Below are 15398 nucleotides of genomic sequence, written 5' to 3' on the forward strand. Positions count from 1 at the left end.
ATTATGAGCTTAATTTATAACTCATTAAAGCAACATGAAAAAAAGAGTGATTCACCGCCAAAAATGAATCCAATTAGTCAAAGAATGCAAGCTTTAGAAGAGCCGTCTTTTTCTAAAACTTTTTTTTGGCTACTCGTTTCAGGTGCCGTTCTAGCGGTTATTCTCGGTTTGTTTATTTTGCAAAACTACTGGGGCTACCAAGCTAAAGACGAGTATGTGAATAGTGTTAACCATCTGGTATTGGCGAGCAAACCACAGGAAGGTGTTGTGGCAACAGAAGAACCGTTATCGGTTCAAACTGAGTCAGTCATGTTAACTGAGATTGAGGATGAGAACGCTATAAACGGTGTCGTTATTAATGATGCTACAGCTACAAATCTTGTGGCTACGGTAGATAAAAAATTAACGATACAAAAGCCAGATTTGGCTCCTGTACCAGAAGAACGCAATGAGCATAAAGCGAAGCCGCATACTGAGAAATGGCCTGTTTTAGAGAGTTTAAAACAACAAAACATCAAAGCTCAGGCGGAGGTGACTGAAGAAAATTCAATTACAACCTCCTTTGTTAAAAGTGATGAAACTGTACAAGCACATTTAATTGTAGAGGTGGATAGGACTCCTGAAACCAACCTAGATGCAGAAAAGAAAACGGTTCAATTAACGGTAATTCAGCCACTAGAGAAAAGCTCTGATGTTAAAAAAGTTCGTCAAGAGGTTTCTCAAAAAGAGGATCAAACAATAGAGAAAGAGTCTGCTATTGCCGTGAAACAAGCTCAAATAATTGAGGTAAAACCTCGTAGTGTAGTCGCGACTAAACTAGTCAAAACACCTAGACCCGTTGTAAATAAAACCACTGAAAGAACCGTTGGTTCTAAAAGTGTGGATGCTCCACTTCTAGCCAATAAAAATACCATTGAATATTTTATGGCTGTCAAAACCAAAGTGGCAGAGATTAAACAATCGATTCGTTTTAACAATGAGAAAGAGGTGCAAGCTAATTTAAATGAGCTTGGGCTGTTGTCAGGTAAAGAGAGCGTTATTTATCAAAGAATGGATGGTTATGCATCATTAAAAAATCAACGTTATCAAGAGGCTGCAAATAGTTACCAAAAATTGTTAAACCAAAAGCCTGAAGACATGGAGGCGAATATGAATCTAGTTATTGCATTAGCCGAATTAGGTGATCAGAAAACCGCTAAACAACAATTGAATCGGTTAGATTCCTTGTACCCCGAATCAAGCCAGTTAAAACACTATAAAAAAATGATTCACGCTAAATATGGATATTAGTTTAGCCATACCTAATGAAGGCATGTTTGATCGCATAGGTCTTACAGAATCTCCTTTTCCTGTAACACCTGATGCAAGTCATTACTTTTGTTCGCAAAGGCTAGAGTCACATGTTCTTGAACTGATGCACTGCATTCATATGCGTAAAGGTTTCTTACTGTTCACCGCAGACGTTGGCCTTGGTAAAAGCACATTAAGTCGTTATTTGATTAACAACTTGGAAGAGCAATATACCGATGTTTCCTTGGTGTTGAATACCTTTTTACAGGGCGTAGAACTATTAAAAGCCATTAATGATGATTTTGGCCTCAAAGTTGAAGGAGGGGTAAAAGCTCAGTTAGATGGGTTAAATCATTTTTTACTAGAGCAGTATCAGCAGCAACGAAATTGTTTAATTATTATTGATGACGCACAAAATTTAAGTACGGAAAGTTTGGAGATGATTCGTCTTATTTCAAACTTTGAAGTCAGTACAGATAAGCTAGTACAAATTTTATTGATTGCGCAACCAGAGATAATGTTGACGCTAAATTTACCGAAAATTAGGCAGCTAAAAAGTCGCATTGCGCTCCATATCGAGCTGGCTCCATTTACGGAACAGGAGGTGTTGGATTATGTCTATTTTCGGCTTGATAGTGCAGGTAACCACTATCACGTTCAATTAACAAAAAAAGCAGGACAGAAGCTCCATAAGTTGAGTAAAGGCTATCCAAGACGCATTAATTTAATTATGGATAGAGTCTTATATGCATTATTAGTGGATGCAACGACTGTCGTGAATGACAAGCTTATTGTCTTAGCCAATAACGATATTGAGCAAACAGAGTATATGCGTGGTGTACAACAGGCTCAGGCCAATACCCAGCGTTATCAAAGTTTGGTAGCAAGTTTTATTGGCTTATTAGCTGTTGGCCTAGCGGTTTGGCAATTTGCCCCCGATAGCTGGATAAATAAGTTGAATATACAGCAGATTGTTGCAGAGTCTCAAGCTAGTCTCGCATTAGAAGACACTGTGATGACCAAGGTAACGGTAAGTGAAAAGCGGGTTGATACGGTTGAGGAAAATCAAACGGATAAAGTGGTATTTAAAGAGTTACCAGGCCTGGTAAAAGAGGAAGTTTCAAAACCATTAGAGCTACCCAAAAATACCGAGTTAATGCATTTCTTAAAAGACTATGGTGTGAGAGATGATTCAAGAGAGCTGGATATCGCTCTTGAACAAGAAAATTGGCTTTTATTTCAAAAAAAAATAGCGGAGCAGGGCTGGCAGGTTTTAATGAATGATAAGCCTTTTATTGAACCTCCTAGAAGCGTATTGGAATTAGTGTTAAAAGACAAAAAACAGCGTTGGTTGATGCTTTGGAAGCCCAAGTTACGATTTGATAAATACCATTTTGGTCTGAAGTCTTCACAAGTGGCAATATTGCAGAAACTGCTTAAACAACAAGGTTTTTTTAAGGATATGGAAGATGCAACGGTTGGGTCAAAAACCATGTATGCCGTTGCCAATTTTCAACGTTCTCTCGGTATTGAGCCAACGGGTAAAGCTGACCCGTTAACATTGTATTTTTTAACTCAGGATAATCGTGCATTTGTTATGTAGATTGTTCTAAATAAAACAGAAAGCTGGTCACTATGTCAGAAGAGATAAATACACAAGTTGTTCGATTAGGCGAATCATTGCTCAATGCCGAGTTAATGAATCAAAATCAGATGGAGTTTGCATTACAAAAGCAAGCCGTTACTGGTGAACGTTTAGGTGAATTACTGGTAAGACTAGGCATTGTTTCTGAGTATGACTTAGCAAAACATTTAGCCACGCAAACGAGCATCGAATTTGTTGATGTTGACAGCCTTTCTAAGCCTAGTGCCGATATTCTTAGACTGTTCAACCAAGAGTATTGTTTAAATAGAGGGTTCTTACCCTTGTTTAGAGAAGGCAATGAGCTTGTCGTTGTCATTGGTAATGCGAATATCCATGATGTGAAACAGGCGGTGACTCAACGTGCAGGCATAAATTGTAAAATCAAGCAGGGGGAGTTCAGTAAAGTCCTGCAAGCGATTCGTCACAACTATTTCTTTATTGATAACCCTGTAGACAAGCTTTTCTTAAAAGAAGTTTCAAAGATTGATAAAGATAAAGATCAAGTTCTTTCTCCAGATAACTTGATTCACTATTTACTGCATCTAGCTGTGCTTCAGCGCGCTACTGATATTCATATTCAGCCTGAACCAAAAAGTATTCATATCTCATTTCGTGTTGACGGTGTGTTGCAGCCTGTTTTTGCCATTCCTACAACCTTAAAACGTTTAGTTGCTGCCATTAAACGGTATGCCGATATGGATATTTCTGACCAGTTACGACCTCAAGATGGCAGTTTCTCAACCAATATTCTTTCTATGCCTTTTGATGTACGTGTCTCATCGCTGATTTCTGAATATGGAGAAAACGTGGTGATGCGTCTATTACCAAGCGGAATGCATGTTAAAGGCTTAAATGAATTAGGTTTCTTTGAAGAGGATTTAGCTACTTTGAATAATATGTTTGTGCATCCGCATGGCATCTTATTAATGACGGGGCCAACAGGCTCAGGTAAAAGTACGACATTACATGCAGGCCTGCGTTCAAAAGGTATGGTTGGTAAAAACATTCTTACGGTTGAAGATCCTATTGAATATAAGCTACCAACCATCTGTCAAACTCAAGTTAACCGCAAAGCAGGCTATGATTTTTCACACGCCATACGCCAATTTTTAAGACATGACCCTGACGTGATGCTCGTGGGCGAGATTCGTGACGCTGAAACAGCACACGCAGCTATTACCGCAGCTGAAACGGGGCATTTAGTTCTATCCACATTGCACGTCAATAGTGTCTTAGGGGTGATTTCTCGTTTACAAGCGTTAGATGTTCCTGTGCAAATGATTGCCGATTCATTAGTTGGGGTTGTTAATCAGCGCCTGGCTCGTCAAATATGTTCACACTGTAAAACAGAATATCAACCGAGCGATGAAGAGTTGGTCTATTTTCCACAAGCGTCTAAAGAAATTACGCTCTATAGAGGTGAAGGCTGTTCACACTGTAAAGGCACAGGGTATTTTGGCCGTATTCCACTTTATGAAATTTTATATGTTGACGCTGAACTACAAGAGATGATTGCATCAAATGCCAGCCGTACTGAGTTAATGAGAAAGTTAGAGTCCTCTGATTTTAAAACCATTGAAACCATGGCGATTCAACAAGTGTTACTCGGCAATACCACTTTGGCGGAAGTTACCCGTCTATTAGGAAATAGCTTAGAGCGAGTTGCGCCATGAGATATTTTTACTTTCAAAGATTGTTAGATACAGGGCAGATTGCCTCTGGCGTTGAAAAGCTGGCTTTTGCCAATGAAACATCGGCACAGTTTTATTTAGAACAGCGCTGGGGTGATGCGGTTATTGTTAAATTAGTCATGCTGCCGACGTGGTTAAATTGGCCATACGACTTTATTATGCGCCTTTTCAGGCCACAATTAAAACGTGAAGAAGTGGCAGATTTTTTCAGAAATATCGCCGTCATGTTGAGAAGCGGTATTCCCATGTTTACCGCCATTGAAGATATGGCATCGGATGACTCATCAATACCTGTACAGCGTGTTTCAAAAGACATTTTAGAAAACTTAAAAACGGGAGCCTCGTTTAGTGAAGGGGTGGAGCGCCATTCGGATATTGTGCCGCAAACCGTCATTCATTTAATTCGTATTGGGGAGAGTTCTGGTAACTTAGACCGCACCCTAATGGATGCCGCTGAGCACCTTAAACGAGTAGATAAAATTGTTCGAGATAGCAAACGGGCAATGATTTACCCAGCATTTGTTTTCTTTACCATTTTAGCGGCCGCCGTATTTTGGATTAGCTATGTGATTCCAAATATCAGTGACCTGTTTAAGCAGATGCGAGTAGAGCTACCAGCCATAACAAAAATGGTTTTGGCTATTTCAGATAACATAGGTCAAAATTTGTTACTGTCGTTTATTATTTTAGTTCTGTTATTCGTTGCTTCAGTTTACGCCATCCGTAACAGTTATCGAGTGCGCTACCAGTTCCATCGATTATTGATGGCGTTACCCGTGAGTAGAGTACTGGTCAACTCGTCTGCTCTAGCTTTTATTACAGAGTATTTAAGCCTATTGATTTCCTCTGGTCTAAGTATGGTCGAAAGCCTAGATATCTTAGAGCGTTCTACTGAAAATGAAGTCTATCGAAAAAGTATTCAAAACATGCGTGATGGGGTTATTCGAGGTAACTCATTAAGTTCTGAAATGCGTCAGATAAAGATGTATCCAAGATTTGTGGTCAGAATGATTAGTGTAGGAGAAGAGACAGGACGTATTGATGAACAGTTGAGTTATCTAGCCGAAGAATATCGTCAACGCTTTGATCATATTGTGGCGTCCATCAGTGAAATTATTAAACCTGTGGTTATGCTGATTGCAGGTGGCCTATTCCTACTTCTTATCATCGCTCTGTTCTTACCGATTTATCAATTGGTTAGTCAGGTAAACGGCTAAGTTTGGTTGAGAGGGCGATGCGATGAAGCGATTAGCGAGCATAAAAGAGCAGACTGGTTTTGGGTTATTGCACGTTGCCATTTTATTAATGATTATTGGCGGCTTAGCCAGTTATATGCTCAAGCCGATCGCTCCTCAAGCACCTACCAAAAGCAATGAGATTGCACTCAAAAAAGCCGATAAATTATTAAACGACTTTATTGTTAAAAATGGTCGACTACCCTGCGTTGATGCCAATGGAGATGGTGTTGAAGACTGTAGTAGTTCCAATGTAAAAGGCGGTTTGCCTTACATCACTTTAGGAATGCCAGCCTCTGGATTTGTTGCTGGTGATTCACCAATAAAGTATGGAGTCTATAGAAAAGCCAACGATACAGCCCTTAAAAATGGTGGGCTAGATCGCTTAGAGACAAGCGATGTTAATGCGGTTTCTTTACTTAAAAATGATGCCGATTTGGCGAGTTTAAAAAATCGTTATCAGCCAACCATGGCTGGTGGCTATAGTTTTAATTTTTCGGGTGTCAATAACCTCAATACACTTGATTTTTGTCAAGGGCTGATTACGGCTGAGGCAGGCGCTTTAGACAGCTCAAAACTTTATGTACAAACCTCAACGGGCGTCAGAAAAAATGTGGCCTATGCACTCTCTATGGGAGGCGCTTATGATGGCAATAATGATGGATCGTTAGATGATGGATTAAATGCCTCTTCTGCCGCAGCTTTTAATAGCTCGGGTACTTTACTATCAAGTGATTATGATGATTATGTCATCAGCCGCTCTTTTTCTGAGCTTAAACAGACTATGCAGTGTGATGTGACTATGCAATCACTGAATATGATGGCTAATTCGGTATTAATGGAAAAAGAGGTTAAAGATCAAGCAGAAGATATGGCTGATGCCGCGCTTGAAGGGGCGATTATGGCGGGTGTTGGCTTGGCCGTTATTGCCTATGATGTTGTGTTAGCCTCAGTTGATTTAGCCAATGCCAGTGCCACACTTGGGGTAGCTTCTGGTCTTTTATCTGGTGCGATTGCATCCTGTGCAGTTCTTGTGGGTTGTGCATTTATCCCTGTTTACACTGCGAGTGTCGTGGCGGCCTCAATTGGGGTTGCATTAAGTGGTGTTGCTGTTGGTGCGGCTGTGGCTGCAGGTGTTGCACAAGCCATTGCGACTGGCTTGTATGTGGATATTGCCATTCGCTCGAATGCTTCAATCCCGCCTGATGTTGCGGCCACAACAACAGAGCCTGACTACACCACGATGATTGCTCAGTTAACATCTCAATACAATACCGCGGTTGCAGAGGCAACAGCCGCGAGAAACTACGCCAATCAAATGCAGACAACCGCTGATTCCGTGAAGGCAACTGCACTTCAACGGTTTTCCGACCTATATACTTATGCAAATAATTTAAGTAACCCAGTTGGTGGTCATCTACCCGATACCTATGCTTCTTGGAATGACTATAATGCAGCCAGAAATAACTTGTACAATCAATCTGAAGCCTACCAAGATGCGATTGATGATGAAAATAGCAAGCTGATTATCTATCGTGATAAAGCGCAAATAGCGGCTGGCTATAAAGAAGATTGTGATAATACAGCCTGTGTTTTTGATCCGCCACTTACCCAAGCGGATATCGATGCGCTTCCAGCGGGGGGCGATCCAAGTAATCTACCATCTTGCCCAGCTGGTGGTACGCCTGATTTAACTGCTCAATCTTGTATAGACTACGCGGTAGCCAAAACGGCGGAGGATAATGCTTATGCCGCTTATATCGCGGCTAAAACGGCTTCTGAAAGTGCTTATAATGCGACTTACCAGGCCGCAGAAAATCATCCTGTCTATATTCCACAACAAACAGAAACCACAACCGATTCTGAAGGCAATACAACGACCACGGTTACCCAAGCGGCAACTACCCGTACCTGTGCAAGTTACAATACAAATCCATTGCTACCCAATGTTTGTGGCTTGCCAAATAATTCTCGGTATGCAATGGGTGAGGTGGCCACCTACCATGCTTATGGGCTAACAACAGAGATTCCTATAGCGAATGTTAAAATTTATCTTTCCGATACCTTTCCAAACTCTTATCTGGATGCCATTTTGGTTAGGCAGCCAGACGCCGATTTAGCGAAGATTGATGCCGAAGCCAAAGAAGCGACTTTAGTTGATGTAAAAAACGGTTTAGACGGCATGATATGTAAGCAAGATGGTAAATATTGGGAAGAATCAACAGGGGTCTGTTCTGATAATCCTCCGCCTGGATATGGAACGGGATCCGTTGTTTCTAATGGAGGCGCTAATATCCTTCAAGAAGCCGATAAACAAGGAGTATTTAGATGAAGATACTTCAAAAAAACAGTGTGAATATTAAGCGAAATGAAGGGTTTAGTTTAATTGAGCTCGCCGTTGGTTTGGCGGTGTTGGGCATTATTTTTTTAGCGATCCCTTCCATTACGCCAACCATTCAAAAACTGTTTGTGGCGGAAAATGATGAACAAACTTTAAACAAGGCCAGCAGTGCGATAAAGGGGTTTTTAAAAGCCAATAGTCGTTTCCCTTGTCCTGATTCTAATGCAGACGGTTTTGAGAACTGTGCAGCGGGAATAGATTCTGGAGTCCTGCCTTATAAAACATTAAAGCTTTCAGCCCCTGTTAAAAACGGATTTGGCCAACCTATTGCATATAGCGTTTATCGTAAGAGCAGTGCCACTGTGAGTTTGGATGCGGATTTGGCGAGTCTAAAAAATCGTTTTACACCAATTTTGCCCAATGCTGAAGTAAGCACTCATTCAAATGGTTTGGATTTTTGTTGGGCGTTAAAAAATGCCATCGGTAGTGTCAATTCCAATAGTTATAGCTACGTTGGCAGTAGTGCGAATCCTTATAATCAAGCTTATGTTTTGGCTAGCCCAGGCGCTTCAAATGCCAATAATCTCGGTACGATTTTTGATGGTATTAATCAAGTCAACTCCAAGGGTTTTGAGCTGCCAAATAAAGTAATCGATAGCACTTATGATGATACAGTTAAAAGTGTGGGGTTTGCCGAGTTAGCGGGTGATTTACAGTGCTCTACTTTGATAGGGCGAGTGAATAGCGCAGCAAGAACAAGTTTTGCAATGTACGACGTGCAGAGATTGATGGATTACACGGTTGATTTTAGAGCCCTAGCTTTAGATGTGCATGAGGGGAATGTTGATCAAGCTGAGTTTGTAGATTTATTAGCCAAGTTGGATGCGGCTATTTATCTAGCACAAACGATTATTGCGATTGCTGAAGGTGCCGAGAGTTTTGGCGTGGCGGTTGCGGCCATCGCAATTCCTGCTGTCGCGGCAGGAGCGCTAACCGCCAAAGGATTGATTGATGCGGCGAATGGTTTGTCGGATGCCAAGGAGGCAAGGGATGTTGCGGCGGCTCAAAAAGTAGAGGCCGCTGCGCAAAAGGTGGATATTGATGCTTTATATACCGCTAAGCTAGCAGAAGCAAAAGCGATAGATGCCAAAGGGTGGTTTTAATGAATAAGCACTCTATGGATAAAAATCGATACGCTTTTAGGGGCTATAGCTTAATTGAGATGTCTGTTGCTTTAATGATTTTAGGTTTTGTGGTAACGGTGTTAACAAACTTATACCCTAAAGTGACGGAGAGCTCAGCCAAACAACAGTCTAAAATTCAAACAGAAAGACTGGAGCAGGCCATTTTAGGATTTGTTTTTGCCAAAGGTCGTTTACCTTGTCCAGCAAGCGATATGAACGGTGTTGAGAACTGTAGCTTGGTTAAAGGAGAGTTTCCCTATCAGTCCCTAGGTATGGCTTATCCAATAAGAAATCAGGCGGGTGTCGCTTTGCGTTACGCCGTGTTTGATAAAGCTTTAACAGGGGCGTCTGATATGGAGCTCACGACCTTAAAAGATCGCTATGAAGCTTATATTGCCACAGATGATAATTCGGTTAACCTGCGTCCAGTGGCGCAAAATAGCGTGTTAAATGTAGGTAGCCCAAATGGATTGGACCTGTGTCATGCAATCCAAAACGGTTCTAGTGCTTCAAACGATACCAATGTATTGCATACAGGAAGTGGTGCACAATTTGAACACATTGCTTATTTAATCCATGATCTTGGTCTCTCAGATGCAGATGGGCTGAATAATATTGAAGATGGCAGTAATACCTTAGTGGCAACGGATTTAGAGTTTAACTCGGCTCGTAATGGCGCTGAGGCCAGTAATGACGATTATGTTTATGTGAAGTCGTTTAACCAATTGTGGACGGATTTAGGCTGTGCTGGGGTAATTTCATCTGTGGGACATGCCCACCCAAATACGGCAAGCGCATCGGCCATTATGAATCAGGCTTTAGCTGACTATAAGGTTCAGGCTGAATTGGCAGCGGATGTCGCTTCAGCTGATATTGCCGCCGCTGCGGCTGCGGTTGCAAGTGGTGTTGGAGCGACAGCCGCAGCAGCGGCAACGATTCCGATTGCAACCTCTGAATCCATCAATACTGCAGGTGCGGCTGCACCAACCGCCGCTCTTTCAATAGCGGCTGTTGCTGCGGCCGCCGCTGGTGTGGTAACAGCGGGGATTACGACAGCGCTTGCGGCAACAAATAAAACTGGCGCAGATGCATTAGTGGTTGATGTCAGTGCCATGTTGACCGAGATTAATACCTTAAATGCCTCTATTTATAGCAATGTAGTGCAAGCTGACGCAAAAGGCGTTTATCAACAATAATGAAAAAAGAGAGAGCCTAATGAAACCTTATAAAAGTAGAAACGTTGCAAGCCAGGTAAAACAGTTAGGTTTTACATTGGTGGAGATGTCTGTGGTTCTGGTGGTGATTGGTCTGATTATTGGTGCCGTTTCGATTGGCTCAGATTTACAGCGTAATGCGGTTTATCAGCAAATTAGTTCTAATTTTATGCAGTCTTGGAGCCAAGCTTACCAAAACTATTTCAATAAAACAGGGATTGTGATTGGCGATTCGGCAAGCGCACCGACTTTAAAAGTGGATGGCGCTAATGCTACACCAGGTGAAATTTGTACCACAAACCTTCATGGGTTTATGGATGCGGCAGGTATTACTATGCCAGCAGGGCGTGCAGAAGGTCATGAAGATGCCTTTGTCTATTTAGATAGCAATGGCAATCCACAGGAGACCACGGTCTGTTTTCAAAATGTTGATTGGAGTTTACCAGGAGCGACATCAGGCTATGTGGTTAGAAAACGTAATGTAATGGTACTGAAATCACTGACACCTGATTTAGCGCGTTTTTTGGATTCACAGGTTGATGGTAAAGTGGATGCGAGGTTTGGATTGTTTAGGGAAGGTTCTTTAGCAAACAGTACCAGTTCGGCATCAACCAATTGGTCTATAGATAACCGAAGAGCTTACGGCGCAACAACAAATACCAATTTAGATGAATCACAAGTCGCGGTTGTAACGGCTTATTTTATGATGAATAACTAATTTACTTTGTATGAAATGCTCTAAAATTTGAGTGTTTATGCCGTTTCTCAACAAAGCTACCAGGCCTGGTAGCTTATAAAACTCCTCGTTTCTGAGTTACTTTCCTATCGGTAGAAACTTACCAATCCCTTCAAAAAAAGATGGTCTAAAGCACTCTGCTGGAATTTTATGTTTAATCTGTTCATGCAGTTCTGGAAGTTTTGACCAATGTACACCCTGCTTGAAATGATGTGCGGTGTGGTAGCCTAAATTGCCTGTTAAGGTATTGAACCATTTGTCGGTAATATTGTGTGAACTGGCAAATTGGTCATCACTCTCAAGTCCTGTATGGTGGCCATAGGTCGCCCATGAAGTGTAGGCTAAACTGGTTATCATTGGCAAAATAAAGAGAAAAAATGCATTCACTGGATTGTAAAAAGTCAAAACGGCCAAAAGTAAGGCGGTAATCAATCCGTAAATAACAAATTGGCGTTGTTGTTTTGGAAAATGCTTACCCACTTGAAAACCACGATAGTAGGCTGTAAGGGTGACCTTAATGGTATATTCAATTATTCCCATTTTAGAACCGTCTTGACGTTTCCAACGGCTTTCATCAATTTCTTGGTCCATAAAATTACGGTGGTGACCCAGGTTATGATGTAAAACCCAAAGGTTTGTGGTTACGCCTGTATGCAAAGCATAAAAAAACTCTAACGCTCGGTTAAGTATATGGCTTTTGAAAACATGACAGTGTTGGTGATGATGATTCCACGCAGAGATAACGCCTTTGGGTATAATCATTAGTAACCAAACGCCCATTAAAATCCAAATGTTTTCGAGTTGAAAGTAGAGAATAAAATCGATTAAAGAGACAAAAAGAATCAAAATAACGGGAAGGCGGTCAGCCTTTTGTTTGAACACAGAAATACCTGAATAAATAAATGAGGCGGTATTCTAACCGATTGCACTCTAACAGGTTAAAAAACCGACAATAAATAGGGGTATCGCCCTAAGTAAGAGTTACCAGGCCTGGTAACTCTAAAAATAATGAGGCTAAAATATCAAAAATGAATCGTCAACAATGATAAGAATCTGGTTAATTGTCTTTACCGCTTTAGCAAGTATGATTGCGCCATTCTCAATCGATACTTACCTGCCTTCTTTTCCAGCAATTGAAAGTTACTACGGCGTTTCACGTGAACTGTTAGCGTCTTCTATGGGGGCGTATTTAGGGGCTTTTGCGATTATCACGTTAATTTGGGGGCCATTGGCCGACCGTTTTGGTCGTAAATATGTCGCGATGGTCTCTTTGTTTGGTTTTGCTTTAGCTTCTGCAGGTTGTGCTTTAGCACCGACGTTTGATGGATTTATGATTTTTAGGGTATTGCAAGGGGTTTTAGCAGGTGGGGTGATTATCGGTTCACGAGCGATGGTGAGAGATGTTTTTCCTCCTAAAGAAGCCCAAAAAACCATGGCGATTGTGATGATGGTGTTTGCGATTGCCCCAGCGATTGCGCCAATTGTTGGGGGTTATCTACAAACCGTATTTGACTGGCAAAGCATTTTTTGGTTTTTAACTTTGTATGCCTTGATTACGCTGGTTATTTTGTTGATGTTTATTGAAGAAACTCAGAATAGAGAACATGTCCAATCCATCGCTCCTAAACATTTAGCTCGCTCTTACATTCATGCTTTAAGACACCCTATTTTTATTCGTTTAGTCTTGGCGCAAGCATTAATTTTTGGCGGCATGTTTGTTTATATTGCGGGTTCAGCCAGCTTGATGTTTGACCATTTAAATTTAGGGCCAGAAGACTTTTGGGTTCAGTTTGTACCCATGGTGGGCGGTATGATTTTAGGTTCGATGGCCGCACATAGAATGACCGATAACTATTCGCCGATTCATATGTCCAACGCCTCTTTTAGTGTAGTTGGCATCGCTGCTACGATGGCATTAATATCGGACTTTATCTTTGAACCATCGGTGATGAGCATTATTCCGTTTATTAGCTTATATGCCTTTGGCTTGTCTTTTGGCTTACCTGTATTGGCCACCATGGCATTAGATTGTTTACCAGAAAAGAGAGGCATGGCAGCCTCATTACAAAGTTTATTGCAAATGGGAACAGCGGCTTTAGTATCAATATTGGTGGTGCCATTTGTACATGACTCTTTATTACAAATGGCGAGTGCAACATTAGCGCTTTGGTTTATTGGGGTGGTGTTATGGCTGAGTGTTTATCGAGAAACTCAGTCCCTCGTAGAGCGTCGTTAATGATGGCTATTATTTGCCTGTGGTGAATAAACAAAAAGCCCGTTAAGCTTAACTTAACGAGCTTTTTAATCACTTCTGAAAAATCAGGAATGGTTTTATTTTAAGCTGTTGATAATCGCTGCTTCAACTTCAGCGATAGGCTGAGTGCCATCTACTTTGATGTACTTTAACGCTGGGTTTTTAGCGGCTACATCAGTGTAGTAATTGATTAGTGGTGCTGTTTGCGCATGATAGACATTTAAACGGTCTTTCACCACTTCTGGCTTGTCATCATCACGCTGAACAAGGTCCTCACCTGTTGCATCGTCTTTACCTTCGACCTTTGGTGGATTGTAAACAATATGGTAAGTACGACCAGAAGCCAAATGTGCGCGACGACCTGACATACGGTTTACAATCTCTTCATCAGGTACATCAATTTCAATTACAGCATCAATCTCAACACCCGCTTCAGCAACCGCATCGGCTTGAGGAACGGTGCGTGGAAAACCATCCAATAAGAATCCATTAGCACAATCAGGTTCTGCAATGCGCTCTTTAACCATACCTATGATGATTTCATCGGTGACTAACTGACCCGCATCAATTGCCGCTTTAGCTTGTTTACCAAGCTCAGTGCCCGCTTTAATTGCCGCACGAAGCATATCGCCCGTTGAGATTTGCGGAATATTGAACTGTTTGGTTAAGAACTGCGCTTGTGTACCTTTACCGGCACCAGGAGCACCTAATAGAATGAATTTCATTGAAAAATCCTAGAGTGATAAGTTTGAAAATAAAAGAATCCCAATATTATACGGTGTTTCGTAGTGGCATAAAAGGTTAACCAAGATTTAGCTCAACCAGGCCTGTAAGTTTTTTGGTAGAGTGTTGGCTAAGTGCGGCTTTGTTGTAAAAGTGATTGCATTATTTGAATGGCTTGCTGTTCATAAGCACCACCAAATAGATTGAAGTGGTTAATAACATGATAGAGGTTATAAAGCGGTTTGCGTTTTGGGTAATCGGTATCAAGCGGGAACACATCATTATAACCCGCATAAAATTGCTGGCTAAAGCCTCCAAATAGTTCAGTCATGGCAATATCGGTTTCTCGGTCACCGTAGTAGCAAGCAGGGTCAAAAACAACGGCTTCTGAGGTTTTTTTAGAGGCATCGTCCATTGCAAACCCACTATTACCACCCCATAAATCCCCATGCAGTAACGAGGCTTTTGGTGAATATTTTTTAAACCAAAAGGGCAGTGCTTCAATGAGTTGTTGGCCCAACTCAAACATAGCCGCATTAGCACCACGTAATTGCGCCAACTCCAGTTGCGGTTGCAGTCTTTGTTTGCCATAAAAATCAACCCAGTTAAAATGCCACTGGTTTTTTTGAATGGTGTGGCCAATATAGTTGTCTTCAAACCAACCAAAAGGTTGCGAGGCATTATGAATTTGATGGTGCATTAAAGCTAAATCACGACCACGCTGAAAATCATCACCTTTGGTGGTTAATGCAAGGTGTTCCATCAGTAACCAGGCGCTGTTTTCGCTAACACCAAACCCAAAGAGCTTTGGGCAACGAATACTATTGGATTGACTAATGGCGTTGAGATTATGTGCTTCGGTTTCAAATAGAGCGAGTAGAGAAGGCTGGTTAAGTTTTAAGAATAGATTACCCAGATTCGTATGGAGGTGGTAGGCCTGGTGAATATCGCCACCCGCAACCGAGTGTGCCGTATTGATATGAATGGGCTTGCCAAGCTGATCCGTTAATTGTTTTGAAAAAGCTTGCCAGTCCATAATGATTTCCTCTTAAATATTGTAAATCATCGCTGTAACCATTGTTGTT

General features: G+C 41.5%; 12 protein-coding genes. 9 read left to right on the forward strand and 3 right to left on the reverse strand.

The features are described 5' to 3' along the window. Positions 1 to 3 precede the first annotated feature (3 nt). Genes A379_RS08380 through A379_RS08415 form a run of 8 tightly spaced genes read left to right on the forward strand, consistent with a single transcriptional unit; the run spans position 4 to position 11318 of the window. Positions 4 to 1290, forward strand: a complete 1287-nt coding sequence (locus A379_RS08380; protein ID WP_040727457.1) for a M48 family metallopeptidase — start codon at positions 4 to 6, stop codon at positions 1288 to 1290. Next, positions 1280 to 2893: an ExeA family protein gene (locus A379_RS12765; RefSeq protein WP_051145109.1), complete on the forward strand. Its 1614-nt coding sequence runs from the start codon at positions 1280 to 1282 to the stop codon at positions 2891 to 2893. Before A379_RS08380 ends, A379_RS12765 begins: the two co-directional genes overlap by 11 nt. A gap of 32 nt (positions 2894 to 2925) precedes the next feature. Then, on the forward strand, positions 2926 to 4608 hold the full coding sequence (locus A379_RS08390) for a GspE/PulE family protein (protein WP_040727458.1): 1683 nt from the start codon (positions 2926 to 2928) through the stop codon (positions 4606 to 4608). Continuing rightward, positions 4605 to 5843 carry a type II secretion system F family protein gene (locus tag A379_RS08395; protein WP_040727460.1) on the forward strand — a complete coding sequence of 413 codons (1239 nt, stop codon included), beginning with the start codon at positions 4605 to 4607 and terminating at the stop codon, positions 5841 to 5843. The genes A379_RS08390 and A379_RS08395 overlap by 4 nt, the downstream gene beginning before the upstream one ends. 22 nt (positions 5844 to 5865) lie before the next feature. Further along, positions 5866 to 8193, forward strand: a complete 2328-nt coding sequence (locus A379_RS08400; RefSeq protein WP_040727462.1) for a hypothetical protein — start codon at positions 5866 to 5868, stop codon at positions 8191 to 8193. Then, positions 8190 to 9365 carry a type II secretion system protein gene (locus A379_RS08405; protein WP_040727463.1) on the forward strand — a complete coding sequence of 392 codons (1176 nt, stop codon included), beginning with the start codon at positions 8190 to 8192 and terminating at the stop codon, positions 9363 to 9365. Before A379_RS08400 ends, A379_RS08405 begins: the two co-directional genes overlap by 4 nt. Continuing rightward, positions 9365 to 10582, forward strand: coding sequence for a type II secretion system protein (locus tag A379_RS08410; RefSeq protein WP_040727464.1), 1218 nt, complete (start codon positions 9365 to 9367; stop codon positions 10580 to 10582). Before A379_RS08405 ends, A379_RS08410 begins: the two co-directional genes overlap by 1 nt. 19 nt (positions 10583 to 10601) lie before the next feature. Beyond that, complete coding sequence (locus tag A379_RS08415; RefSeq protein ID WP_040727466.1) at positions 10602 to 11318, forward strand: type II secretion system protein; 717 nt, start codon at positions 10602 to 10604, stop codon at positions 11316 to 11318. 96 nt (positions 11319 to 11414) lie between these two features. Here the strand turns inward: A379_RS08415 and A379_RS08420 are convergent, their stop codons facing one another. Then, positions 11415 to 12218 carry a fatty acid desaturase gene (locus A379_RS08420; protein ID WP_198525665.1) on the reverse strand — a complete coding sequence of 268 codons (804 nt, stop codon included), beginning with the start codon at positions 12216 to 12218 and terminating at the stop codon, positions 11415 to 11417. A gap of 160 nt (positions 12219 to 12378) precedes the next feature. Here A379_RS08420 and A379_RS08425 point away from each other — a divergent pair, with 160 nt between their 5' ends. After that, positions 12379 to 13572: a multidrug effflux MFS transporter gene (locus tag A379_RS08425; protein WP_051145111.1), complete on the forward strand. Its 1194-nt coding sequence runs from the start codon at positions 12379 to 12381 to the stop codon at positions 13570 to 13572. A 95-nt stretch (positions 13573 to 13667) separates the two neighbouring features. On the opposite strand, the gene adk is transcribed toward A379_RS08425, so the two are convergent. Together adk and A379_RS08435 are read right to left on the reverse strand one after the other, a co-directional pair. Further along, on the reverse strand, positions 13668 to 14315 hold the full coding sequence (gene adk, locus A379_RS08430; RefSeq protein ID WP_040727467.1) for an adenylate kinase: 648 nt from the start codon (positions 14313 to 14315) through the stop codon (positions 13668 to 13670). Positions 14316 to 14443: 128 nt separating this feature from the next. Continuing rightward, positions 14444 to 15349, reverse strand: a complete 906-nt coding sequence (locus A379_RS08435; protein ID WP_040727468.1) for a fructosamine kinase family protein — start codon at positions 15347 to 15349, stop codon at positions 14444 to 14446. Positions 15350 to 15398 lie beyond the last annotated feature (49 nt).

The sequence above is a fragment of the Thiomicrorhabdus sp. Kp2 genome (assembly GCF_000478585.1).
Taxonomy (GTDB): domain Bacteria; phylum Pseudomonadota; class Gammaproteobacteria; order Thiomicrospirales; family Thiomicrospiraceae; genus Thiomicrorhabdus.